General features: G+C 71.9%; 23 protein-coding genes and 1 pseudogene. 17 read left to right on the top strand and 7 right to left on the bottom strand.

The features are described 5' to 3' along the window. Window positions 1-16: 16 nt before the first annotated feature. Window positions 17-820 (top strand): S-methyl-5'-thioadenosine phosphorylase, encoded by an 804-nt coding sequence (locus AAG827_RS11800; protein ID WP_341926184.1) that lies wholly within the window; start codon window positions 17-19, stop codon window positions 818-820. Beyond that, window positions 817-1860: an NAD-dependent epimerase/dehydratase family protein gene (locus AAG827_RS11805; RefSeq protein ID WP_341926185.1), complete on the top strand. Its 1044-nt coding sequence runs from the start codon at window positions 817-819 to the stop codon at window positions 1858-1860. Before AAG827_RS11800 ends, AAG827_RS11805 begins: the two co-directional genes overlap by 4 nt. A gap of 6 nt (window positions 1861-1866) precedes the next feature. Here the strand turns inward: AAG827_RS11805 and AAG827_RS11810 are convergent, their stop codons facing one another. After that, window positions 1867-3246, bottom strand: a complete 1380-nt coding sequence (locus AAG827_RS11810) for a hypothetical protein (RefSeq protein ID WP_341926186.1) — start codon at window positions 3244-3246, stop codon at window positions 1867-1869. 113 nt (window positions 3247-3359) lie between these two features. Between AAG827_RS11810 and AAG827_RS11815 the strand changes: the two genes are divergently transcribed. The 13 genes and pseudogenes from AAG827_RS11815 (at window position 3360) to AAG827_RS11875 (ending at window position 13352) form a co-directional block, all read left to right on the top strand. Then, entirely contained in the window at window positions 3360-4019 is a 660-nt protein-coding gene (locus AAG827_RS11815; RefSeq protein ID WP_341926188.1) for a glycosyltransferase family 2 protein, read from the top strand. After that, a complete protein-coding gene (locus AAG827_RS11820) occupies window positions 4016-4660 on the top strand; it encodes a DUF2064 domain-containing protein (protein ID WP_341926189.1) in 645 nt (214 codons plus the stop codon). Before AAG827_RS11815 ends, AAG827_RS11820 begins: the two co-directional genes overlap by 4 nt. A 77-nt stretch (window positions 4661-4737) precedes the next feature. Beyond that, window positions 4738-5082, top strand: a pseudogene (locus AAG827_RS11825) (methyltransferase domain-containing protein); the annotation flags it as partial. Continuing rightward, the gene (locus AAG827_RS11830; RefSeq protein ID WP_341926190.1) at window positions 4989-6455 is read left to right on the top strand and encodes a molybdopterin-dependent oxidoreductase; all 1467 of its coding nucleotides are present in this window, start codon (window positions 4989-4991) and stop codon (window positions 6453-6455) included. The pseudogene AAG827_RS11825 and the gene AAG827_RS11830, both read left to right, overlap by 94 nt. After that, window positions 6452-6877 (top strand): hypothetical protein, encoded by a 426-nt coding sequence (locus AAG827_RS11835; RefSeq protein WP_341926191.1) that lies wholly within the window; start codon window positions 6452-6454, stop codon window positions 6875-6877. Before AAG827_RS11830 ends, AAG827_RS11835 begins: the two co-directional genes overlap by 4 nt. Next, window positions 6877-7560 (top strand): response regulator transcription factor, encoded by a 684-nt coding sequence (locus AAG827_RS11840; RefSeq protein WP_341926192.1) that lies wholly within the window; start codon window positions 6877-6879, stop codon window positions 7558-7560. Before AAG827_RS11835 ends, AAG827_RS11840 begins: the two co-directional genes overlap by 1 nt. Beyond that, entirely contained in the window at window positions 7557-8702 is a 1146-nt protein-coding gene (locus AAG827_RS11845) for a HAMP domain-containing sensor histidine kinase (RefSeq protein ID WP_341926193.1), read from the top strand. Before AAG827_RS11840 ends, AAG827_RS11845 begins: the two co-directional genes overlap by 4 nt. Window positions 8703-8930: 228 nt before the next feature. Then, window positions 8931-9983, top strand: a complete 1053-nt coding sequence (recA, locus tag AAG827_RS11850) for a recombinase RecA (RefSeq protein ID WP_341926196.1) — start codon at window positions 8931-8933, stop codon at window positions 9981-9983. A 127-nt stretch (window positions 9984-10110) separates the two neighbouring features. Next, entirely contained in the window at window positions 10111-10824 is a 714-nt protein-coding gene (locus AAG827_RS11855; RefSeq protein WP_341926197.1) for a regulatory protein RecX, read from the top strand. A 29-nt stretch (window positions 10825-10853) separates the two neighbouring features. Further along, window positions 10854-11345, top strand: coding sequence for a phosphoribosyltransferase family protein (locus AAG827_RS11860; RefSeq protein ID WP_341926198.1), 492 nt, complete (start codon window positions 10854-10856; stop codon window positions 11343-11345). A 5-nt stretch (window positions 11346-11350) separates the two neighbouring features. Continuing rightward, window positions 11351-12202 (top strand): polyphosphate kinase 2 family protein, encoded by an 852-nt coding sequence (locus AAG827_RS11865; RefSeq protein ID WP_341926199.1) that lies wholly within the window; start codon window positions 11351-11353, stop codon window positions 12200-12202. Next, complete coding sequence (locus tag AAG827_RS11870; protein WP_341926200.1) at window positions 12199-12969, top strand: HipA family kinase; 771 nt, start codon at window positions 12199-12201, stop codon at window positions 12967-12969. The genes AAG827_RS11865 and AAG827_RS11870 overlap by 4 nt, the downstream gene beginning before the upstream one ends. Next, window positions 12969-13352, top strand: coding sequence for a DUF3037 domain-containing protein (locus AAG827_RS11875; protein ID WP_341926202.1), 384 nt, complete (start codon window positions 12969-12971; stop codon window positions 13350-13352). Before AAG827_RS11870 ends, AAG827_RS11875 begins: the two co-directional genes overlap by 1 nt. A 368-nt stretch (window positions 13353-13720) precedes the next feature. Here AAG827_RS11875 and AAG827_RS11880 read toward each other — a convergent pair whose 3' ends face one another. The 4 genes from AAG827_RS11880 to AAG827_RS11895 form a co-directional block, all read right to left on the bottom strand. Continuing rightward, entirely contained in the window at window positions 13721-14464 is a 744-nt protein-coding gene (locus tag AAG827_RS11880; protein WP_341926204.1) for a sirohydrochlorin chelatase, read from the bottom strand. Window positions 14465-14560: 96 nt separating this feature from the next. Beyond that, the gene (locus tag AAG827_RS11885) at window positions 14561-15307 is read right to left on the bottom strand and encodes a phosphoadenylyl-sulfate reductase (RefSeq protein WP_341926205.1); all 747 of its coding nucleotides are present in this window, start codon (window positions 15305-15307) and stop codon (window positions 14561-14563) included. Then, entirely contained in the window at window positions 15304-15474 is a 171-nt protein-coding gene (locus AAG827_RS11890) for a hypothetical protein (RefSeq protein ID WP_341926207.1), read from the bottom strand. Before AAG827_RS11890 ends, AAG827_RS11885 begins: the two co-directional genes overlap by 4 nt. Further along, on the bottom strand, window positions 15471-17186 hold the full coding sequence (locus AAG827_RS11895; RefSeq protein ID WP_341926208.1) for a nitrite/sulfite reductase: 1716 nt from the start codon (window positions 17184-17186) through the stop codon (window positions 15471-15473). Before AAG827_RS11895 ends, AAG827_RS11890 begins: the two co-directional genes overlap by 4 nt. Window positions 17187-17554: 368 nt before the next feature. On the opposite strand from AAG827_RS11895, the gene AAG827_RS11900 reads away from it, so the two are divergent. After that, complete coding sequence (locus tag AAG827_RS11900) at window positions 17555-18997, top strand: glycine hydroxymethyltransferase (RefSeq protein ID WP_341926209.1); 1443 nt, start codon at window positions 17555-17557, stop codon at window positions 18995-18997. Between the two features lie 24 nt (window positions 18998-19021). Here the strand turns inward: AAG827_RS11900 and AAG827_RS11905 are convergent, their stop codons facing one another. Then, entirely contained in the window at window positions 19022-19699 is a 678-nt protein-coding gene (locus AAG827_RS11905; protein ID WP_341926211.1) for a response regulator, read from the bottom strand. Beyond that, entirely contained in the window at window positions 19696-21300 is a 1605-nt protein-coding gene (locus AAG827_RS11910; RefSeq protein WP_341926212.1) for a sensor histidine kinase, read from the bottom strand. The genes AAG827_RS11905 and AAG827_RS11910 overlap by 4 nt, the downstream gene beginning before the upstream one ends. Before the next feature lie 143 nt (window positions 21301-21443). Between AAG827_RS11910 and AAG827_RS11915 the strand changes: the two genes are divergently transcribed. Further along, a complete protein-coding gene (locus tag AAG827_RS11915; RefSeq protein ID WP_341926214.1) occupies window positions 21444-22859 on the top strand; it encodes a cation:dicarboxylase symporter family transporter in 1416 nt (471 codons plus the stop codon). The last annotated feature ends 27 nt before the right edge of the window (window positions 22860-22886 follow it).

The following is a 22886-nucleotide window of genomic DNA, read 5'->3' on the forward strand; positions in this document are numbered from 1 at the left end:
TCCCTATGCTGGCCCGATGCCTGCTGTCGCTGAGGTCGCCGTCATCGGCGGGACCGGTTTCTACTCGTTCATCGAGGACCCCACGGAGCACGTCGTGGAGACGCCGTACGGCGCGCCGAGCGCGCCGATCGCCGTCGGCACCGTCGCGGGCCGACAGGTCGCGTTCCTGCCGCGGCACGGCCAGCACCACGACTTCCCGCCCCACCTGATCAACTACCGCGCCAACCTCTGGGCGCTCCGCTCGCTCGGGGTGCGCCAGGTGCTCGCACCCTGCGCCGTCGGCGGCCTGCGCGACACCGTCGCTCCCGGGGACGTGATGGTCCCCGACCAGCTGGTCGACCGCACGCTGACGCGCACCGGCAGCTACGTCGAGTCCGGCGCGGTCCACCTGCCCTTCGCCGACCCCTACTGCGCGGGCGTCTCCGCCGCCGTGGCCGACGCCGACCCGACCATCAAGGCCGGCGGCACCATGGTCGTCATCGAGGGTCCGCGCTTCTCCACGCGCGCCGAGTCGCAGCACTACGCCGCCCAGGGCTGGGACCTGATCAACATGACCGGTGCGCCCGAGGCGGCGCTCGCCCGCGAGATGCAGCTCTGCTACGCCGCGATCGCGCTGGTCACCGACATGGACGCCGGCGCCGAGACGGGGGAGGGCGTCGGTCAGGAGGCCGTCTTCGCGCTCTTCAAGGCCAACCTCGAGCGGCTCACCGGCCTGCTGACGCGCGCGATCGACACCCTGCCGGACCCGACCGGCTGCAGCTGCGCCACCTGGGCCGACGGCATCGAGCTCACCTACGACGTCCCAGCTCCCGTGCGGTGAAGGTCCTCGTCACCGGCTCGGCCGGGTTCATCGGCGGCGCGATCGCCCAGCAGCTCGAGGACGCCGGCGACGAGGTCGTGCGCGTCGACCTGATGCTCGAGCAGGCCCACGGCAGCGCCCACGCGCCCGAGGGCACCCACCAGCTCGACGTGCGTGACGCCGAGTCGTGGGAGGGGATCCTCGACGGCGTCGACGCCGTGTGCCACCAGGCTGCGCTCGTCGGCGCCGGTGTGAAGGTGTCCGACCTGCCGGCGTACGCCTCCCACAACGACCTCGGCAACGCCGCCCTCCTCGCCGCCATGCACGAGGCCGGTGTCGGCCGGCTGGTCGTCGCGTCCTCGATGGTGGTCTACGGCGAGGGCCGCTACGCCTGCTCCGAGCACGGCGCGCAGGTGCCGCCGCCGCGCCGCCTCGAGGCACTCGACGCCGGGGACTTCGACAACCACTGCCCGACCTGCGACCGCGCGCTCGGCTGGGAGACCGTCGACGAGGACGCTCGCCTCGACCCGCGCAGCACCTACGCCGCCAGCAAGCTCGCCCAGGAGCACTACACCTCCGCGTGGGTCCGCCAGGCCGGCGCGTCGGCCGTCGCGCTGAGATATCACAACGTCTACGGCCCGGGCATGCCGCGCGACACCCCCTACAGCGGTGTCGCCGCGATGTTCCGCTCCTCGCTGGAGCGGGGCGAGGCGCCCAGGGTCTTCGAGGACGGCGGGCAGATGCGCGACTTCGTGCACGTCGCCGACGTCGCGCGCGCCAACGTGCTCGCGCTGCGCGCCGTCGTCGACGAGCCCGACGGCACCTTCGCGGCCTACAACGTCTGCAGCGGCAGCCCGATCTCGATCCGGGAGGTCGCCGAGCTGGTGGCCACCGGCACCGGCCGCGACATCGCCCCCGAGGTCACCGGCGGCTACCGCCTCGGCGACGTCCGGCACATCGTCGCCTCGCCGGAGCTGGCCCGAGCCGAGCTCGGCTTCAGCGCCGAGGTGACACCGGCCGAGGGGCTCCGGGACTTCGCCACCGCGCCCCTGCGCGCCTGAGGTCGCTCACCAGGACGTGTAGAGCAGGTGCTGCAGCAGCAGCGCCGCGACCAGCTGGAGCGCCAGCCCCCAGCGCCGCCAGCCGGCCGGCAGCAGCACCAGCGACAACGTCATCCACGGGATGAAGGGCAGCCAGATCCGCTCCACCTCCGACTTGCTCATCTGGGAGACGTCGGCGAGGAGGATCGTGAGGAAGCCCGCGCCCGCCAGGAGCAGGATCGTGCGCTCCGTGCGCCGCCACGACGTCAGGAGGACGGCCAGCCCGGCGCCCAGCAGCGGACCGGCCGAGAAGGCGAGGGCGGCGAGGTTGCCCCACATCCAGTACGACGCCGGCCGGTCGCTCGCGATGCCGTCCCAGTAGCGGTCGGTCAGCACGGGATAGGCCTCCCACCACGCGAAGCCGCCGACGGCGAAGGCCAGCACCACGGCGAGCGCGCTGACCGCGGCGATCGGCAACGGCCACCACGACCGGGCCACCAGCAGCACCGCGAGCGCCAGCACCCCGAGCAGCGGCAGGCCGTAGGACAGCATCACGCAGCAACCCAGGAGCAGCCCGGCGACCACCGACCACGCGACCATCCGTCCGCGTGACGTGGACGTCGACGTCGCGGCCAGTGCCAGCGCGGCCAGCCCCCACGCGGCGACGGCGGCGAAGAGCGCGTCGGCGGAGACCGCCATGAAGACCGCGGCGGGGGTCAGCACGAGGAAGGGCGCGGCGGTGCGGGCGTGGGCCTCGGCGCCGAGGACCCGCAGCGTCACCATCACCGCGAGGGCGGTCGACGCGGCGATCGCGGTCACCACGAGACCGGCCGCGAGGTCGCCGCCGAGCCCGACGCGGACCAGACCGATGAAGAAGAGCAGCGCGCCGGGCGGGTGACCGGCCACGTGGGTCACCCAGTTGTCGGGGGAGTCCATCGGGATGCGGTCGACGTACTCACCGAGCATCTGGCCGACGTCGTTCGTCGCTCGCGCGGTCTCGAGGTATTCGTAGGGGTTGCCCAGCACCCGCGAGACTCCGGACTCGCCGTCGACCAGCGCGAGGGCGAGCAGCCACCCCAGCCCCACGGCGTACGACGCCAGCAGCAGCCGGCGCCACGGCAGCCGCTGGGCGAGGTCGGGTCCGAACCGCCAGCCCAGCAAGGCGATCAGGAGGGCCGGGATCGTGCCGGGGCCGAGGAGCTGCGGCATCCAGTAGCCGTGCAGGGGAGGGAGGTCCAGGTCGTCACGGCGGGAGGCGACGTCCCAGCCACCGAGCAGGGGGACCAGGACAGCGGCGGCCATCAGCAGCAGGGTGACGACGAGGCCGACCCAGGCCACCCGGGAGCGTGCCGGCGCCGATCCAGTCGACGCGGTCGACGCGGTCGACGTGGGGGAGGTGGTCGACATGGGGCAGAGCCTACGGACGCCACCCGGCCGAGACCGCACGGTGTGACCCGGCGTCACACCTTCGTAAGCCCTGGTGTCCCCGGTCGTCAGGCTCGGCCCCCTACCGTTGGAGAGTGCCCACCTGCGACCTCATCCTCCCCTGCCGTGACGAGGCGTTGGCCCTCATCGGGCTTCTCCCGCAGGTGCCGCAGGACTTCGCCGTCATCGTCGTCGACAACGGCTCGAGCGACGACACGGCGGCCGTGGCCGAGCGCCTCGGCGCCACCGTGATCCGCGAGGAGCGGCCCGGCTACGGCTCGGCGGTCCACGCCGGGGTGCTGGCCGCGACCCACGACTACGTCGCCTTCATGGACGGCGACGGCTCCTTCGACCCCGCCGAGCTGCTGCCCATGCTCGCCGACGTCACCGACGGGCGCGCCGACATCGCCGTCGGTCGTCGTCGTCCGGTCTCGCGCGGCGTCTGGCCCTGGCACGCGCGCGCCGGCAACGCGGTCATCGCCGCCTGGCTGCGCCGCCGGATCGGCATGGACGCCCACGACATCGCGCCCATGCGGGTCTGCCGCCGCCAGGCGCTGCTGGACCTGGGTGTGGAGGACCGCCGTTTCGGGTACCCGGTCGAGCTGTTGCAGAAGGCGACCCGCGCCGGTTGGCGGTTCGTCGAGCGTGACGTGACCTACCACCCCCGGGCGGAGGGCACACGGTCGAAGGTCTCCGGATCCCTCGTCGGCACCGTCCGTGCGGCCCGGGACTTCTGGAAGGTGCTCGACCGGTGAAGGTCCTCGTCCTCGCCAAGGCTCCCGTCGCGGGCCGCGTCAAGACCCGCCTCGGGGCCGACGTCGGCCTCGAGCGCGCGGCAGACCTGGCCGCCGCCGCCCTGCTCGACACGCTCGCCGCGAGCTCCGCGGCGACCGAGCACTGCCACCTCGCGCTCGACGGCGACCTCGCGGACGCCGTCCGCTCCGACGAGCTGCGCGCCGCCCTCACCGGCTGGACCGTCACCCCGCAGCGCGGCGACGGCTTCGCCGAGCGACTCGTCAACGCCCACCTCGACGCCGGCCCCGGGGTCGTCGTGCAGATCGGGATGGACACCCCCCACGCGACCGCCGACGACCTGCGTGCCGCCGCCGACGCCCTCGGCGACGACGACGCGGTCCTGGGCCCGGCGCTCGACGGCGGCTGGTGGGTGCTGGTCCGCCGCGCCCCCGACGCCGCGGCGTCGCTCGCCGGGGTGGAGATGTCCACCCCGACGACGTACGACGACACGCTGGCCGCGCTGCGCGCCTCCGGGCTGACGGTGGGCACCACCGTCGCCCTGCAGGACGTCGACACCGTCGCCGATGCCGACACGGTGGCGGCGCTGGCCCCGGACACCCGTTTCGCCCGTGCCTGGGTCTCGGCCGGGGTGACCTCGTGACGCAGCTGGAGTCCTTCTCGACCGTCTTCGCCCAGGCCCTGCGCGGAGCCCCGTGCCACGTGGTCGGGCTGCACGCGATGCCGGCCCCCCTGCCGGTGGGCGACTGGGTCCGCGGTGCCGATGCAGCCGACCACGCCCTCCTCGCGCTGTGCGACGGCGCCACCATCGACATCGGCTGCGGCCCCGGTCGGCTGGCCGCCGCGCTCGCCGACCTCGGCCACGTCGTGCTCGGCATCGACGTCGTGCAGGAAGCCGTCGAGCAGACCCTCGCGAGGGGCGTCTCGGCGCTGCAGCGCGACGTCTACGACGCCATCCCGGGCGAGGGGCGGTGGCGCACCGCGCTGCTGGCCGACGGCAACGTCGGGATCGGCGGAGACCCGCTCCGGCTGATCAGCCGTGCCCGTCAGCTCCTCGACCCCCGCGGTCGCATCGTGGTCGAGCTGGCGCCCCCCGGGGTGCCGACGACGACCAGCTGGGCCTCGCTCGAGTGCGGCGACGCCCGGAGCCGCCCCTTCCGGTGGTCGGTCGTCGGCGTCGACGGCATCCACGCCCTGGCCGCCGACGCCGGGATGTCCGTCCGTGCTCTCGGGAGCCATGCCGACCGCTGGTTCGGCACACTCCAGGAGGCCCTGTGACCACCGCCCTCAAGGCGCCCACCCCCGAGAGCTTCACGTCGCGGCTGCACAGCCCGGCCGTGGCGGCACGCGTGGGGGTCTGGCTCGGCGTGTGCTTCGGCGTCGCCTTCCTGACCGGACTGATCAGCCACTACGCGCAGAACGTCTCGCAGCCCATCCCGTTCCCGACCTCGCCGTCGTGGGGCTACCGCGTCACGCAGGGCCTGCACGTCATCACCGGCACCGCCGCGATCCCGCTGCTGCTGGTCAAGCTCTGGACGGTCTACCCGAAGTTCTTCGAGCGCCCGCCGCGCAACGTGCGCCGTGTCGTCGTCGAGGTCCTCGAGCGCATCAACACCGGGCTCCTGGTCTCCGCCGGCATCTTCCTGCTCGTCAGCGGCACCCTCAACGTCGCCCAGTGGTATCCCTGGGAGTTCTCCTACCGGCGCACTCACTACGCCGTCGCGTGGGTCGCGATCGGCGCGCTGGTCGTGCACATCGCGGTCAAGCTGCCGATCATCCGCGACGCGCTGCGAGGCCACGTCGACGACACCACGCACGACAACCCCTCAGCCACGCGTGACAGCGGGGTCTCCCGCCGCGGCCTCCTCACCACCACGTGGGTGGCCGGGGGAATGGCCGTCCTCACCACGGCCGGCAGCACCGTCCCCGCGCTCCGGGACCTGTCGATCTTCGGCGTGCGCTCCGGCGACGGCCCCGGTGGCATCCCGATCAACAAGTCGGCAGCCGCCGCGGACGTCACAGCGACCGCGACGAGCTCGTCGTACTCCCTGAGCGTGGTGCACGGCGACAACGCCGTCACCCTCACCCGCGACGACCTGATGGCCATGACGCAGCGCACCGAGACCCTGCCGATCGCCTGCGTCGAGGGGTGGAGCGCCAACGGCACCTGGACCGGGGTGCGCCTGCGCGACCTGCTCGACCTGGTCGACGCCCCGCGTGACAGCGACGTCGGCATCGGCTCGCTCCAGCGGGAGGGTGCCTTCCGCGACTCGCTGCTCCAGGGCAACTTCGCCGACGACGACCGCACCCTGCTCGCGCTCCAGCTCGACGGGGAGCCGCTGTCCATCGACCACGGCTACCCCTGCCGCCTGATCGCGCCCAACCGTCCCGGCGTGCTCCAGACCAAGTGGGTCTCCACCATCGAGGTGCCCGCATGACGCGCGTGCTGCTGGTCGTCGTGGGCGTGCTCCTCGGGGCGTACGGCGCCTGGCTGCTGCTCAGCCGGCAGGACACCGACGGCAACGTGGCGACCCTGGTGTGGCTCGGCGCCGGCGTCGTGCTCCACGACTTCGTGCTCGTGCCGGTCGTGCTCGTGGTGATGGGCCTCGGCTCGCGCCTGCTGCCGGCGGCGTGGCGCGCGCCGGTCGCGCTCGGGGTCGTGGTGCTCGGCAGCCTCACGCTCCTGGCGGTCCCGGTCCTGGGTCGGTTCGGTGCGCGCCCGGACAACCCGACGCTGGTCGACCGCCCCTACGTCACCGGCTGGCTGGTGCTCGCCGCGCTGGTCGCGGTGGTGGTCGTGGCGGCATCCCTCCTACGCTCACGGCGGGCCGTCCCGGTCGCGGGACCCGAGGAGGAGTGATGGCGCAGGTGCTGGTGGTCGACGACGACGAGACCGTGCGCGAGGTCGTCGTGTCCTACCTGCGCGCCGCCGAGCACGACGTCCGCGAGGCCGGTGACGGCGAGAGCGCGCTGGCCGCGATGCGCGAGCAGCCCGCCGACCTGGTCGTGCTCGACCTGATGATGCCGGGCATGGACGGGATCGAGGTCTGTCGCCGGCTGCGTCTCTCCAGCGCCGTGCCGGTCATCATGCTCACCGCGCTCGGCAGCGAGCAGGACCGCGTGGTCGGTCTCGAGCACGGCGCCGACGACTACGTCACCAAGCCCTTCAGCCCCCGTGAGCTGGTGCTGCGCGTCGACTCGGTCCTCCGTCGCACCGGCGGGGGAGCCACCGAGCTGCCCGCCGTCGTCAGCGACGGCGACCTCGTGGTCGACCACACCCGCCGAGAGGCCACCCGCGACGGCGTACCCCTGTCGTTGACCGGGCGCGAGCTGGACCTGCTGCGCTTCCTGGTCGCCCACCCCGGCACCGCGTTCTCCCGCGACGACCTCCTGCAGCGGGTGTGGGGCTGGTCGATCGGGGACCAGTCGACCGTCACCGTCCACGTCCGTCGCCTGCGGGAGAAGGTCGAGGTCGACCCGACGCACCCCACGCGGCTCGTGACCGTCTGGGGCGTGGGCTACCGCTGGGAGGCCGCCTCGTGAACGACCAGGCCCAGATCGTCCTCACCGCCGCCACCTGGGCGGTCGCCGTCGGTGCGTTCGGGCTCGCGGTGGGGTGGCTGCTGCGGCACCGCTCCTTGCGCCTGCAGTTCGCCCTGGTGGCCGTCACCGCCGTGCTGGCCGTCCTCGCCGGTGTGCTGGCCGTCGCCCGCAAGATGTTCATCTCCGACCACGACTTCGAGGTCATCACGATCGTCACCGCCACGGCCGGCGTCGTGTCGCTGCTGGTGGCGGTGACGCTGAGCATGGCGATCGTGACGTGGTCGCAGGGCTTCCGCGAGGACGTACGACGGGTGGGTGCCCGAGTGCCCGCCTCCGACGTTCCCGACCCCAGGCGCCGCGGGCCGCGCGAGCTCCAGGCCCTCTCGGTCGAGCTCGCCTCCGCGACCCGGCGGCTGGCGGAGTCCCGTGCCCGCGAGACGCGGCTGGAGGAGGCCCGCCGCGAGCTGGTCTCCTGGGTCTCCCACGACCTGCGCACGCCGCTGGCCGGGATGCGCGCCATGACCGAGGCGCTCGAGGACGGGATGGCTCCGGACCCGCAGCGCTACCACCGTCAGATCCGCGCCGAGGTCGACCGGATGGTGCGCATGGTCGACGACCTCTTCGAGCTCTCCCGCATCCACGCCGGCGTGCTCCCCCTCTCGCCCGAGCGGGTGCCGGTCGGTGACCTGATCAGCGAGGCGATCGCCGGCGCCGATCCGGTCGCGCGTGCCCGGGGGGTCCGCCTCGGCGGCAGCGTCGAGGACGGTCTCGAGATCACCGCCGACCCCGGTGGCCTCTCCCGGGTCCTGGCCAACCTGATCATGAACGGCATCCGCCACACGCCCGCCGACGGGCTCGTCGAGATCAGCGCCCGCGCGATCGAGGGCGGCGTCGAGCTCAGCGTCACCGACGGCTGCGGCGGCATCGCCGAGGACGACCGGGCCCGGGTCTTCGACGTCGCCTGGCAGGGCGGCGCGGCGCGCACCCCCGACCTGACCGATGTGCACACCTCCCGGGCCGGCCTCGGGCTGGCGATCGTCAAGGGGATCGTCGAGGCCCACCGCGGCAACGTCTCGGTCGAGAACGTCGCCGACCCGGAGCCCGGCTCGGGCTGTCGCTTCCTCGTGGTGCTGCCGGCCTGAGCCCCGCTCCTGGACCTCCTCGGCGACACGCCGCCCCAGGTCCTGGGTCGAACAGGTGTTCGGGGTAGATTCTGCCGTGCAAGCAGGCGCAGGTCACCATCGGCCGGGGCGTTCTCCACAGGTCAGCAGCCAGGGCCGGAGCACTGTCGGTGGTCGGGTCTAGCGTCCTTCCCAGACGACACGGACCCACACCCCACGCACTCCACAGACACGAAGGACGGACACACCATGGCTGGAGATCCCCGCGACAAGGCCCTCGACGCCGCGCTGCTCAACATCGAGAAGCAGTTCGGCAAGGGCTCGGTCATGCGCCTGGGCGACGAGACCCGCGCCCCCCTCGAGGTCATCCCGACCGGCTCGATCTCCCTCGACATCGCGCTCGGCCTCGGCGGCCTCCCGCGCGGTCGCGTGGTCGAGATCTACGGTCCGGAGTCCTCCGGCAAGACGACCGTCGCCCTGCACGCCGTGGCCAACGCCCAGCGCGCCGGCGGCATCGTGGCGTTCATCGACGCCGAGCACGCGCTCGACCCCGACTACGCCAAGGCGCTCGGCGTCGACACCGACGCCCTGCTGGTCTCGCAGCCCGACTCCGGTGAGCAGGCCCTCGAGATCGCCGACATGCTGATCCGCTCCGGCGCGCTCGACCTGATCGTCATCGACTCCGTGGCCGCGCTCGTGCCCCGCGCCGAGATCGAGGGCGAGATGGGCGACAGCCACGTCGGCCTCCAGGCCCGTCTGATGAGCCAGGCGCTGCGCAAGATGACCGGTGCGCTCAACAACTCCAACACCACGATGATCTTCATCAACCAGCTCCGCGAGAAGATCGGCGTCATGTTCGGCTCGCCCGAGACCACCACCGGTGGCAAGGCGCTGAAGTTCTACGCCTCGGTCCGCCTCGACGTGCGCCGCATCGAGACGCTCAAGGACGGCACCGACATGGTCGGCAACCGCACCCGCGTCAAGGTCGTCAAGAACAAGGTGGCCCCGCCGTTCAAGCAGGCCGAGTTCGACATCATGTACGGCAAGGGCATCAGCCGCGAGGGTGGCCTGATCGACGTCGGTGTCGAGGCGGGCCTGGTCCGCAAGGCCGGCGCTTGGTACACCTACGAGGGCGACCAGCTCGGCCAGGGCAAGGAGAACGCGCGCACCTTCCTGCACGACAACCCCGACCTCGCCAACGAGCTCGAGAAGCGCATCCTCGAGAAGCTCGGCATCGGCCCCACCGTCGACGCTCCCGCAGACGCGCTCAGCGACGAGCCGATCGGCGTCGACTCCTTCTGAGTCACCGAGGCGAGCGTGGTCTCGAGGCTCGCTTCGCTCGCACCTCAACCACCGGCTCACGGTGGTTGAGGTGCGAAGGCCGCCAGGCCTGAGCCTCGAAACCACTCGGCACCCACCAGGAGGATCGATGTCGCTGCACGAGGACCGCCCGGCCCCCGCGTGGGCGGGCGACGTCTCACTCGGGGTCGACGCCTGGACTCGGCGCTCGACGGCGTCGGAGCCGGAGGCGGGCGACGAGACCCGGCGGGGGACCTCCCGGCGCTCGTCCGGCGGTCGCCGCACGGGTCGCCGCCCGTCGAGCCGGGCCACCCCGCCCCCCGAGGACGAGGCGACGCAGGTCCCGCACGCCGACCCCGAGTCGGTCGCCCGCAAGATCCTGCTCGACCAGCTGACCGGCCAGCCCCGCACCCGCGGCGAGCTCCAGGCCAAGCTCGCCAAGAAGTTGGTCCCCGACGACGTCGCGACCCGCCTCCTCGACCGCTTCGAGGAGGTCGGGCTGATCGACGACGAGGCGTTCGCCCGCCTCTGGATCGGCAGCCGCCAGCCCGGCAAGGGCCTGGCCCGCCGCGCCCTGGCGCAGGAGCTGCGCCGCAAGGGCATCGACGACGAGGTCGCTCGGGAGGCGCTCGACGAGATCGACCCCGCCGACGAGGAGCACGCCGCGCGCCTGCTGGTCCGCAAGAAGCTGCGCACCCTGTCCCGGGTCGACGACCAGACGGCGACGCGTCGCCTCGTCGGGATGCTCGCGCGCAAGGGCTACGGCTCCGGCATGGCCTTCTCCGTGGTCCGCGACGAGCTGCGCTCGGCCGACCGCGAGGGGCCCGAGGCTCCCGGCGCCTGACCCCGACTCCGAGATGCCACAATCGCCTCGTGGCTGACGAGCGCGAGATCCTGACCTACGAGCTGTTCGGCACCGCGGTGCGTGAGCTGGCCCAGCAGGTCGCCGACGACGGCTTCGAGCCGGACCTGATCCTCTCCATCGCCCGTGGTGGTCTCGGGCTCGGCATGGGCCTGGGCTACGCGTTGGGCGTCAAGAACCTCTCGGCGGTCAACGTCGAGTTCTACACCGGCGTCGACACCCGCCTCGACGTGCCGATCATGCTGCCCCCGACCCCGGCCGCCGTCGACCTGTCCGGACTCAAGGTGTTGATCGCCGACGACGTCGCCGACACCGGCAAGACCCTCGAGATCGTCCGCGACTTCTGCGCCGACCACGTCGCCGAGGCGCGGGAGGCCGTGATCTACGAGAAGCCGTGGACCGTCGTCCACCCGGCCTACGTCTGGCGGCGCACCGAGCGCTGGATCGACTTCCCCTGGTCGAGCCAGCCTCCGGTCACCCCGGCGAGCGGTGCGGCACGATGACGTCCGTGAGCGCGCACCCCCTCCTCCTGGCGACCGGTCCGTCCGGACCGGTCGACCTCACCGCGATCGAGACCGATGCGGCCCCCGGCTTCGACGGCTCCAAGACCGACGGCCAGCAGGCTCTCATCGATCTCGGGCCCGAGCTGGCCGAGCTGCAGGAGCGGCTCTACGCCGAGGGCAAGAGCGGTGGCACGCGACGGGTGCTGCTGGTCCTCCAGGGCATGGACACCTCCGGCAAGGGCGGTGTGGTGCGCTCGGCCGTCGGGCTCTTCGACCCGCAGGGCGTGCGGATCACCTCGTTCAAGGCACCCACCGAGGAGGAGCGTGCCCACGACTTCCTCTGGCGCATCCGCAACGCCGTGCCCGGCGCCGGCTACGTCGGGGTCTTCGACCGCTCCCACTACGAGGACGTGCTGATCGCCCGCGTGCGCTCGCTGGCCCCGCCCGAGGAGATCGAGCGTCGCTACGGCGCCATCAACGACTTCGAGCGGGAGCTCACCGAGGCGGGCGTGACGATCCTCAAGTGCATGCTGCACATCTCCGCCGACGAGCAGCAGAAGCGCCTCCTCGCGCGCCTCGACGACCCGAGCAAGCACTGGAAGTTCAACCCGGGCGACATCGACGAGCGTGCCGAGTGGCCGGCCTACCAGGAGGCCTACGAGGTCGCGCTCGAGCGCACCCACACCGACCACGCCCCGTGGCACGTCGTGCCGTCGGACAAGAAGTGGTTCCGCAACCTGGCTGTGGGTCAGCTGCTGCGCGACACCCTGCACGGGCTCGACCCGCAGTGGCCGGTCGCCGACTTCGACGTGGCCGAGCAGCGCCGACGGCTGGACGACCAGGGTCCGGTCGCGTGATCGAGACCGTCTCCGTCACCCGCTACATCACCCCGCTGCGCGAGGGCGGCAGCCTGCCCGGCGTCGTCGAGGCCGACGACCTCGGCACCTACGTCTGCAAGTTTCGTGGCGCGGGCCAGGGCGTCCGGGTGCTGGTGGCCGAGGTGATCGTGGGCGAGCTGGCGCGTCGGATCGGCCTGGACACCCCGCGACTCGTGGCGCTCGAGCTCGACCCCGACATCGCGCGCTACGAGGCGGACGAGGAGGTGCAGGACCTCCTCAACGCCAGCCCCGGCCTCAACCTGGGCGTCGACTTCCTGCCCGGGTCCTTCGGCTGGGACGGCGACGTGCCGACCGGGGGAGAGGTGGCCGCGACGGTGCTGTGGCTGGACGCCTTCTGCGCCAACGTCGACCGCAGCTGGCGCAACCCCAACCTGCTGCGCTGGCACGGTGACCTGTGGGTCATCGACCACGGAGCCGCGCTCTACTTCCACCACGCCTGGGCCGGCGGCGTCACCGACCCGGCCCGCTTCGCCGTCCAGCCGTGGGACTCCTCCGACCACGTGCTGCTCGACCGCGTCCAGGGCCTCGGAGTCGTCGACGAGCGGCTCTCCGCGCTGGTCACGCCCGCGCTGCTGACCGAGGTCGTGGCCCAGGTGCCCGACGCCTGGCTCGATCCCGCCGCCACACCGGGCGTCGCCGACAGCGCGGCGCTACGGGCGTCGTACGTCGAGTTCCTCACCGCGCGCCTCCAGACGCGCCAGTGGCTGCCGAAGCTGGCCGGCTGATGACCGAGCGCCTGGCCTACCAGTACGTCGTGCTGCGTTGCGTCCCGCGCGTCGAGCGCGAGGAGTTCGTCAACGTCGGCGTGGTGCTCTACTGCCACGCCACCGACTTCCTGGCCGCCGCGTGGCACGTGGACGCCGACCGGCTGCGCGCCTTCGACCCGCAGGTCGACGTCGCCCAGGTCTGCGAGGCCCTCGACTTCGTCGACGCGGTCTGCGCCGGCCGGGTGCGCGCCGGCGTCGTCGCCGGCAAGCCGACGACCCAGCGCTTCGGCTTCGTCAAGGCGCCCCGCAGCACCGTGCTCCAGCCCGGTCCGGTGCACGGCGGTGTCACCACCGACCCGTCCCGCCAGCTCGAGCGCCTGCTCCACCAGCTCGTCGGTTAGCCGAGTCGGCGCAATGGTGCGCCGGAGGGCGCGAGTCGGCGCAATGTGGCAGCTACGACGCCGAGTCGGCGCAGTGTTGCTGCCCGCACGCTGCACCATCACGCCGACTCGACGATCGATCAGACCCGGGAGACGGGTGGCCCGGGTCGTGTGCCTGAGGCGGCGTCAGGGCGCCGCCTGGGACCCACGACTCGGCAGACGTCTCCACGACCCGGGCACCATGGTGGAGTCGTGTGCCGCCGAGCGTGCTCGAGCGCTGTCTCCGGCACACGACCGCAAGCCGAGCCGAGTCGACGGTGCAGGGACGACGCCGAGTCGGCGCAACAGTGCAGCGGATCGATGCAACATCGCGCCGACTCGGCGATCGATCAGACGGGCACGAGCTCCACGGCGCCGACGGCGTAGCGCGCCAGGATCGTGCGGGCCACCTCCGGGTGAGCGCCGAGCGGTGCTGAGACAGCCACGGCGCCGGCCTCGACGGCGAGCTCGGCGGCCCGGTCGGCGAGGAAGCCGGGGGAGAGGAAGAGCGAGGCGACCGCGATGTGGCGGCGGCCCTCGGCGCGGAAGGCCCGCACTGCCTCGCCGGTGGCCGGGGGCGCGCTGGAGGCGTAGGCCGCGGTGACCGGGAGCTTGTGGTGAGTGCCCCAGAGCCGGGCGAGGCGCGCGACGGCCTGGTTGGCCAGCGGGTCGGTCGACCCGGCGGCAGCGAGCACCAGGGCATCGAGCTCTCGCACGCGGGAGGCGCGCAGGGCCTCGCGCAGACGCTCGTCGAGGACCTCGAGGAAGCAGGCCTCCAGGCCGAGGATCGCGGTGACCCGCACCTGGAGCCCCGGGTGCCGCTCGGTCGCGGTGGACACGGCGGCGGCCACGTCGGCGCCGGTCTGGAAGACGTCGGTGAGGTGCAGGGGCACGACGACGACCTCGTCGTAGCCCGCCTTCACCAGACGGTCGATGACCGTCTGGAAGTCCGGCTTGGACACATCCAGGTAGGCCTTCTCGACGCGCAGGTCGGGCCGCATGGCCTTGACCTCCTGGACGAGGGCGGTGATGGTCTTGGCCGACCGCGGGTCACGACTTCCGTGAGCCAGAGCCACCAGTGCAGGAGCAGCCATCAGCGCGGCCTCCTCTCGTGAACGACAAATGCGTGGAGCCGACGACGCTGTCGGAAAGGGGTCGTACGGTGGAACAGACGTGGGACCGGGGAGTGATCATGAGTGGATCCCGCACTCGGTCTTGGTGGTGCCGGCCCAGCGCCCGCTGCGCGGGTCCTCACCGGGGGCGACGCGTCGGGTGCACGGCGCGCAGCCGATCGACGGGTAGCCGTCGTAGACCAGCGGGTTGACCAGTACGCCGTTCTCGGCGATGTAGTGATCGACCTGCTCGTCGCTCCAGCGCGCCAGGGGAGAGACCTTGACCTTGCCCTTCTTGGCGTCCCAGCCGATGACCGGGGCGATGACCCGGTTGTGGGTCTCCGCGCGGCGCAGACCGGTCGCCCAGGCGTCGTAGTGGGACAGCGACTCGGCCAGCGGCTGCACCTTGCGCAGCTTGCAGCACAGGTCGGGGTCGGTCTTGTAGAGGTCCTTGCCGTGGGCCGCGTCCTGCTCGGCGACCGACTGGACCGGCGTGATGGTCAGGAGGTTGACGTCGAGCGTCGCCTCGACGGCGTCACGGGTGCCGATGGTCTCGACGAAGTGGTAGCCGGTGTCGAGGAAGACGACGTCCACGCCCGGCACGACCTTGGCGGCGAGGTGCGCGAGCACCGCGTCCCCCATCGAGGAGGTGATGCAGAAGCGGTCGCCGAAGGTCGCGGCCGCCCACTCGATGATGTCCTCGGCCGGTGCGAGCTCGAGCTCGGCGCCCCAGTGGGACACGAGCTCGCGCAGCTCCTCGGGGGAGCGGCCGGCGGTCTCGATCCCGCGGTGCGCGCGAGCGGCGGCGGTGGTCGCGGTCGTCATGCCTGGACCTCCCGTCGCAGCATCCCGAGCATCGTCACGGTGAAGGCGCGCTGGCACGACCGGCACTCCCACGCGCCCTTGACCGACGCGTCCGTGGCCTCGTGGGGCCACAGGTTGTCGTCTGCGCAGTAGGGGCAGTGGAAGGGCACAGCGCGCTCGTTGCTCATGTCGTGCTCAACGCCTTGTCGCCGCGCAGCAATTCCTCGTCGGCGCGGGCGACCCACGTCGCGAAGCGCTCGCCCTCGGTGCGCTCGGCGAGGTAGTGGGTGACGACGGTCGTGACGTAGTCGTCCAGCCCGGCGCTGGTCACCTTGTGGGCGCGCAGCTTGCGGCCGAAGTTGGCATCGAGACCGGTGGCGCCGCCGAGGTGCACCTGGAAGCCCTCGACCTGTTCGCCGTCGTGCAGCACGAGCTGACCCTTGAGGCCGATGTCGGCGACCTGGGTGCGCGCGCAGGAGTTGGGGCAGCCGTTGACGTTGATGGTGATCGGGGTGTCGAGGTCGGGAAAGCGCTTCTCGAGCTCGCCCACCAGCGCGCGGGCGCGCTCCTTGGTGTCGACGATCGCCAGCTTGCAGAACTCGATGCCGGTGCAGGCCATGGTGTTGCGACGCCACTGCGACGGACGGGCCGACAGGCCGATCTCGTCCAGGCGGGCCACGAGCGGCTCGACCTTGTCCTGGTCCACGCCGATCAGCACGATCTTCTGGTACGGCGTCAGGCGGGCGCCCGCGACGCCGTACTCCTCGATCAGGTCGGCGAGCTGGACCAGCAGGGTGCCCGAGACGCGGCCCGCGGTCGGGGCGATGCCGATGTAGGACTTGCCGTCCTTCTGGGGGTGCACGCCGATGTGGTCGCGGTGACCGACCGGCGAGGGCGGGGAGTCGCAGGAGACGAGCTTGCGGCCGAGGTACTCCTTCTCCACGACCTCGCGGAACTTCTCGACGCCCCAGTCGGCCACGAGGAACTTCAGGCGCGCCCGGGAGCGCAGCCGGCGGTAGCCGTAGTCGCGGAACACCGAGGCGACGGCCGCCCAGACGTCGGCGACCTCGTCGAGGGGGATCCAGACGCCCATCTTCTTGGCGAACATCGGGTTCGTCGACAGCCCGCCGCCGACCCAGCAGTCGAAGCCGGGACCGTGCTCGGGGTGCACGGTGGCGACGAAGGCGATGTCGTTGCACTCCGGCGCGACGTCGTGGCTGGGGTGTCCGGTCAGCGCGGTCTTGAACTTGCGGGGGAAGTTGGAGAAGGCCGGATCGCCGATGTAGCGCTGGAAGATCTCGTCGAGCGCCGAGGAGCCGTCGATGATCTCGTCCTCGGCCACGCCGGCGACGGGTGAGCCGAGGAACGGGCGCGGGGAGTCGCCGCAGGCCTCGAGGCTGCTCAGCCCGGCGGCGTCGAGCCGGTCCCAGATCTCGGGGACGTCCTCGACGCGGATCCAGTGGTACTGGATGTTCTCGCGGTCGGTGACGTCGGCGGTGTCGCGCGCGAAGTCGACGCCGATCCGACCCAGCGCGCGCACGGCGTCGTGCGAGAGCAGCCGGCCGTCGGAGCGGACGCGCAGCATGAAGAACTCGGCGTCGAGTTCCTCCTCGGGGACCGTCGCGGTCTTGCCGCCGTCGAAGCCCGGGGCGCGCTGCGTGTAGAGGCCCATCCAACGGAAGCGGCCGCGCAGGTCAGCGGGGTCGATCGAGGCGAAGCCGCGCTTGGAGTAGATGTTGATGATGCGCGCGCGGACGTTGAGCGGGTCGTCGTCCTTCTTGGACTGCTCGTTCTTGTTCAGCGGCTCGGTGTAGCCCAGGGACCACTGACCCTCGGCGCGCTTGGGGCGCGGGATCTCGGTGTGGGCGGGAGGCTGGGACTGGAAGCGCAGATCGGGCATGAGGGGGACGTGTCCTTCGCTGGGGCTTCGCGCGGCGTACGGCGCGGGCAGCTGGTCGGGGGGCGACGTGGTTCAGCGAGGCCAACACATCGCGCTGCGCGTACGCCCGAAGTCCACGTGGCGACGTACCACGAGGTAGGCATGCGTCTCGGCGCTGATCATGTCAAGGAGTCTCACGGTTCGGACGTGCTGCCCACAAGGTGAAATCCCATGATGTGGATGGTCTGTCCAAAATGCGAGACACCTGGCGGCGCTATCCCGCCTGGCTCCGCGGCCGGTGCGTCGCACGTCACATCTCGGGCGGCCCGCTGGTCCAACGTCCGAGGACGATCGTCGGGTCCCGCCCCCGCAGCAGTAGTCTTGCCGCCATGGCCGACCTCACCGCCCTCACCAGCAGCGCCTACTCCCAAGCCCTCGAGGTCATCGCCTCGGTGGAGCCCCGCATCGCCGAGGCGACGCGACAGGAGCTGGCCGACCAGCGCAGCTCGCTCAAGCTGATCGCCAGCGAGAACTACGCCTCGCCCGCGGTCCTGCTGACGATGGGCACCTGGTTCAGCGACAAATACGCCGAGGGCACGGTCGGTCACCGCTTCTACGCCGGCTGCCAGAACGTCGACACCGTCGAGTCGCTCGCCGCCGAGCACGCCCGCGAGCTCTTCGGCGCGGAGTACGCCTACGTCCAGCCGCACTCGGGCATCGACGCCAACCTGGTCGCCTTCTGGTCGATCCTGGCGCACCGCGTCGAGAGCCCGGCGCTGGAGAAGCTCGGTGCCAAGAACGTCAACGAGCTGACCGACGTCGACTGGGAGACGCTGCGCCACGAGCTCGGCAACCAGCGTCTGCTCGGCATGAGCCTCGACGCCGGCGGTCACCTGACGCACGGCTTCCGCCCCAACATCAGCGGCAAGATGTTCCACCAGCAGCAATACGGCACGGACCCGGTCACCGGACTGCTCGACTACGACAAGGTCGCCGCCAAGGCCCGTGAGTTCAAGCCGCTGATCCTGGTCGCCGGCTACTCCGCCTACCCGCGCCGAGTCGACTTCGCCAAGATGCGCGAGATCGCCGACGAGGTCGGCGCCACCTTGATGGTCGACATGGCCCACTTCGCGGGCCTGGTGGCCGGCAAGGTCTTCACCGGCGATGAGGACCCCGTCCCGCACGCCCACATCGTAACCTCCACCACGCACAAGAGCCTGCGTGGTCCGCGCGGCGGCATCGTGCTGGCGACCGAGGAGTACGCCTCCTCGGTCGACCGCGGGTGCCCGATGGTGCTCGGCGGCCCGCTCTCGCACGTCATGGCCGCCAAGGCCGTGGCCTTCGCCGAGGCGCGCCAGGACTCCTTCAAGACCTACGCGCAGCAGGTTGCCGACAACGCCAAGTCGCTCGCCGAGGGCTTCATGCAGCGCGGCGCCAAGCTCGTCACCGACGGCACCGACAACCACCTCGTGCTCGTCGACGTCTCCGGCTTCGGCCTCACCGGTCGCCAGGCGGAGTCGGCCCTGCTCGACGCCGGCATCGTCACCAACCGCAACTCCGTGCCGGCCGACGCCAACGGCGCCTGGTACACCTCCGGCATCCGCCTCGGCACCCCCGCGCTCACCACCCGCGGCTTCGGCCACGACGAGTTCGACAACGTCGCCGAGCTGATCGTGCACGTCCTGCAGAACGCCGAGGCAGGCACCACCAAGGCCGGTGGCCCCTCCAAGGCGTCCTACACGCTGCCCGAGGGCCTGGCCGACAAGGTCAAGGACGCCTCGGCCGAGATGCTCGACAAGCACCCGCTCTACCCCGGTCTCGACCTCGCCTGAGCCGGGGCCGGCCGAACGGGCCGCCTAGCCCCAGCGGTACTCCATCTCAGGTCGCCCGGAGGAGCCGTAGCGCGGTCGCCGCTCGGCGGAGCCGGTGTCGGCGAGGTGCTCGAGGTAGCGCCGCACGGTGACGCGGGACGCCCCGACCACACCGGCGACCTCGCTCGCCGACAGGGGGGCGTCCCCGTCACGCAGCGCTGCCGTCACCTGGCGCATCGTCTCGGCGCTCATCCCCTTGGGCAGCGCCCCGCCGGCGACGGGTCGCAGCGAGCCGAACATCCGGTCGACCTCGTCCTGGACGATCTCGGCGTCGGCGGAGGCGAGGTGGTCGCGATAGGCGGCGTACTGCTCGAGCTTGGCCTTGAACGTCGCGAACGTGAAGGGCTTGAGCAGGTAGAGGACGACGCCCTGCGCGACGGCGTGCCGGACGACGTCGGTGTCGCGCGCCGAGGTCACCGCGATCACGTCGCACAGGTGCCCGGCCGCGCGGAGGCGCTGGAGCAGGCCGAGGCCGTGCCCGTCGGGCAGGTGCATGTCGAGCAGGACCAGGTCGACCGAGCGGTCGGCGGACAGGAAGCGCGCCGCCTCGCCGGCCGAGCGGGCGGTGCCGGCGACCTCGAAGCCGTCGATCCGTCCCACGTAGACCGCGTGCGCCTCAGCAGCGAGCGCCTCGTCCTCGACGATCAGCACCCGGGTCGTCACGACGACACCACTCGAGCGGCCCGCAGGGTCACGGCGAACTCCGCGCCACCGAGGTCGGAGCGTCCCACGCTGACCGCGCCACCGTGGCTCTTGGCCACCTGGCCGACCAGCGCCAGCCCGACCCCGCGACCGGCGCCGAGGCCACCGGGGTCACCGGCGGACGCCTTGGTCGACCACCCGCGCTCGAGCGCACGCGCCGCGTCCTCCTCCGAGAGTCCCGGACCGCTGTCACCGACCACGATGCGTACGGCGTCCCCGGCCACCTCGAGCCGCACCCCGACCCGCCGCACGGGCTGCTCGACGACCGCGTCGAAGGCGTTGTCGACCAGGTTGCCGAGCACGGTGACGAGGTCACGCGCGGGCACCTCGACGCCCTCGGGCAGCTCGCCGGTGATGGTCAGGTCGATGCCGCGCTCGACCGCCTCGGAGGTCTTGCCGAGGAGCAGCGCAGCCACGACCGGGTCGCCGACCGCCCCGACCACCCGGTCGGTCAGCAGCTGGGCGATCTGGAGCTCCTCGGTCGCGAAGTCGACCGCCTCCTCGGCCCGGCCCATCTCGATCAGGGACACGATCGTGTGCAGCCGGTTGGCGGCCTCGTGGGTCTGCGAGCGCAGCGACTCGGTGAGCCCGCGCACGACGTCGAGCTCACCGGTGACCGCGCGCAGCTCGGTGTGGTCGCGCAGCGTCACGACGGCACCGACGGCACGACCCTCCCAGGCAGCGGGCGCCGACGACACGAGGAGCAGCCGGTCCCCGGCGAGGTAGAGGTCGTCGGACTGGGTCGTCAGGCCCTGTGCCGCCAACACCAGGCCGGGTGCGAGACCGAGGTCGTCGAAGCGGCGACCGATCACGTCGTCGGGCAGGTCGAGCAGTCGTCGTGCCTCGTCGTTGACGAGCTGCACGCGCCCGTCGTGGTCGAGCAGCAGCAGTCCCTCGCGCACGGCGTGGAGAACGGCCGAGTAGTACTCGTACATCCGGGTCATCTCGCGCTCGCCCATCCCGTGCGTCTGTCGCTTCAGCCGCCGACTGACCAACCAGGCGCCGAGCAGGCCGGCCAGCAGCACCAGGAGGGCGGACACCGCGATCAGCGCCAGGTCGTCGCGCAGCGACCGGTCGATCGACGCGACCGTGATGCCGACCGAGACGAGCGCGACCACGGTGCCCCCGGCGTCGCGCACCGGCACGACCGCGCGCATGGAGGGGCCGAGCGTCCCGTCGTACTCCTGGGTGAAGACCTCGCCCTCGCGTGCGTTGCCCACCTCGCCGACGAAGCGCTTGCCGATCTGCTCGGGGTCGGGGTGGCTGTAGCGGATCAGCTCCAGCGACATCACGGTGATGAAGTCGACCTCGGCGTCGGCGCGCACCCGCTCGGCGTAGGGCTGGATGGTCGCGCTCGGGGTGTCCGTGGCCAGTGCGGCCACGAGCGTGGGGGAGTCGGCGAGGGTGCTCGCGACCCCGACGGCCCGCTCCGTGGCGTTGCTGCGCGCGTCGCGGCGGGCGTCGAGGGTGGCCAGTGCGAGAGAGGTGACGACGAGCACCAGCACGACCAGCACCTGCAGCAGCAGCACCTGGCGCGCGACCGAGGGCTCGCGTCGTTCCACGTCGCGCATTGTGCCGCACTGCCCCCCACGGGCCGCCGCGCACGGACCTGTGAACACAACGACCACAACGGTGACCGGGGTCACAAGTCGCGTGACAGTGGTCACGCGCCGGGCGCTTGGTCCCGGGAGACCTTGGAGGACACATGAGCAGCACACCCGACATCGCGCAGGCCGACACCGCTCAGCCCAAGCGCGACAAGAGCCACTACCTCTACGTCGGCGTCATCGTCGCCGTCGTCGCCGGCATCACGACCGGCCTGGTGTTCCCCGACGTCGGGGTGTCCCTCAAGCCGCTCGGCACCGGCTTCGTCAGCCTGATCACGATGATGATCCAGCCGATCATCTTCTGCACGATCGTCCTGGGCGTCGGCTCCGTCGCCTCCGCGGCCAAGATCGGCAAGCTCGGCGGGCTCGCCCTGGGCTACTTCATCACCCTCTCGACCTTCGCCCTCGCGATCGGCATGGTCGTCGGCAACTTCCTGCACCCCGGTGAGGGCCTCGCGCTCACCGACGACATCGCCGCCGCCGGCCAGGCCAAGGCAGCCGAGGGCGCAGAGGGCAAGGAGAGCACGGTCGACTTCCTCCTCGGCATCGTGCCCGACTCGCTGCTCTCCGGCCTCACGTCGGGCGAGGTGCTCCAGACGCTCTTCATCGCGCTGCTCATCGGCTTCGCCCTCCAGCGCATGGGCAAGGCCGGCCAGCCCGTCCTCACCGGCATCGGCCACGTCCAGCGACTGGTCTTCCGGGTCCTCGCGATGATCATGTGGGCAGCCCCCGTCGGCGCCTTCGGTGCGATGGCGTTCGTCGCCGGCGCCGGTGGCCTCGAGGCGCTCAAGAGCCTCGCGGTGCTGATGATCGGCTTCTACGTCACCTGCGCCGTCTTCGTCTTCGTCATCCTCGGCACGATCCTCAAGGTGACGACCGGCATCAACGTCTTCTCGCTCCTGCGCTACCTCGGCCGCGAGTTCCTCCTGATCCTCGCCACCTCCTCCTCCGAGTCGGCCCTGCCCCGCCTGATCGCCAAGATGGAGCACGCCGGCGTCGACAAGACCACGGTCGGCGTCGTCGTCCCGACGGGCTACTCCTTCAACCTCGACGGCACCGCGATCTACCTCACGATGGCCTCGCTCTTCGTCGCCCAGGCCCTGGGTGACCCGCTGTCGATCGGCGAGCAGATCTCGCTGCTGATCTTCATGATGATCGCCTCCAAGGGTGCGGCCGGCGTGACCGGCGCCGGCATCGCGGTCCTCGCCGGTGGCCTCAGCTCGCACCGCCCCGACCTGGTCGACGGCGTCGGCTTCATCGTCGGTATCGATCGCTTCATGTCCGAGGCCCGCGCGCTGACCAACTTCGCCGGCAACTCCGTCGCCACGGTCGTCATCGGCCAGTGGACCGGTGGCCTGGACAAGGCCCAGATGGACCGGGTGCTCAGCGGCGCCGACCCGTTCGACGAGGCCACGATGGTCGACGACCACGCCGGCGACCCGGCCGAGGCCGCACCGGCCCAGGACGCCGACCACGTCCCCGCCATGCAGGCGCGCGAGACCACGCGCGTCTGACACCCTCGGGAAAGTGTGGGACGTTTT

This window comes from Nocardioides psychrotolerans (genome assembly GCF_943371775.1).
Taxonomy (GTDB): domain Bacteria; phylum Actinomycetota; class Actinomycetes; order Propionibacteriales; family Nocardioidaceae; genus Nocardioides; species Nocardioides psychrotolerans_A.

What these genes read in the sequence shown, in the direction of transcription:
- AAG827_RS11800 (WP_341926184.1), top strand. Translation starts at nt 17, where the DNA reads ATGCCTGCTGTCGCTGAGGTCGCCGTCATCGGCGGGACCGGTTTCTAC.
- AAG827_RS11810 (WP_341926186.1), bottom strand. Translation starts at nt 3,246, where the DNA reads ATGTCGACCACCTCCCCCACGTCGACCGCGTCGACCGCGTCGACTGGA.
- AAG827_RS11835 (WP_341926191.1), top strand. Translation starts at nt 6,452, where the DNA reads ATGACGCGCGTGCTGCTGGTCGTCGTGGGCGTGCTCCTCGGGGCGTAC.
- AAG827_RS11840 (WP_341926192.1), top strand. Translation starts at nt 6,877, where the DNA reads ATGGCGCAGGTGCTGGTGGTCGACGACGACGAGACCGTGCGCGAGGTC.
- recA (WP_341926196.1), top strand. Translation starts at nt 8,931, where the DNA reads ATGGCTGGAGATCCCCGCGACAAGGCCCTCGACGCCGCGCTGCTCAAC.
- AAG827_RS11855 (WP_341926197.1), top strand. Translation starts at nt 10,111, where the DNA reads ATGTCGCTGCACGAGGACCGCCCGGCCCCCGCGTGGGCGGGCGACGTC.
- AAG827_RS11875 (WP_341926202.1), top strand. Translation starts at nt 12,969, where the DNA reads ATGACCGAGCGCCTGGCCTACCAGTACGTCGTGCTGCGTTGCGTCCCG.
- AAG827_RS11880 (WP_341926204.1), bottom strand. Translation starts at nt 14,464, where the DNA reads ATGGCTGCTCCTGCACTGGTGGCTCTGGCTCACGGAAGTCGTGACCCG.
- AAG827_RS11885 (WP_341926205.1), bottom strand. Translation starts at nt 15,307, where the DNA reads ATGACGACCGCGACCACCGCCGCCGCTCGCGCGCACCGCGGGATCGAG.
- AAG827_RS11890 (WP_341926207.1), bottom strand. Translation starts at nt 15,474, where the DNA reads ATGAGCAACGAGCGCGCTGTGCCCTTCCACTGCCCCTACTGCGCAGAC.
- AAG827_RS11895 (WP_341926208.1), bottom strand. Translation starts at nt 17,186, where the DNA reads ATGCCCGATCTGCGCTTCCAGTCCCAGCCTCCCGCCCACACCGAGATC.
- AAG827_RS11900 (WP_341926209.1), top strand. Translation starts at nt 17,555, where the DNA reads ATGGCCGACCTCACCGCCCTCACCAGCAGCGCCTACTCCCAAGCCCTC.
- AAG827_RS11915 (WP_341926214.1), top strand. Translation starts at nt 21,444, where the DNA reads ATGAGCAGCACACCCGACATCGCGCAGGCCGACACCGCTCAGCCCAAG.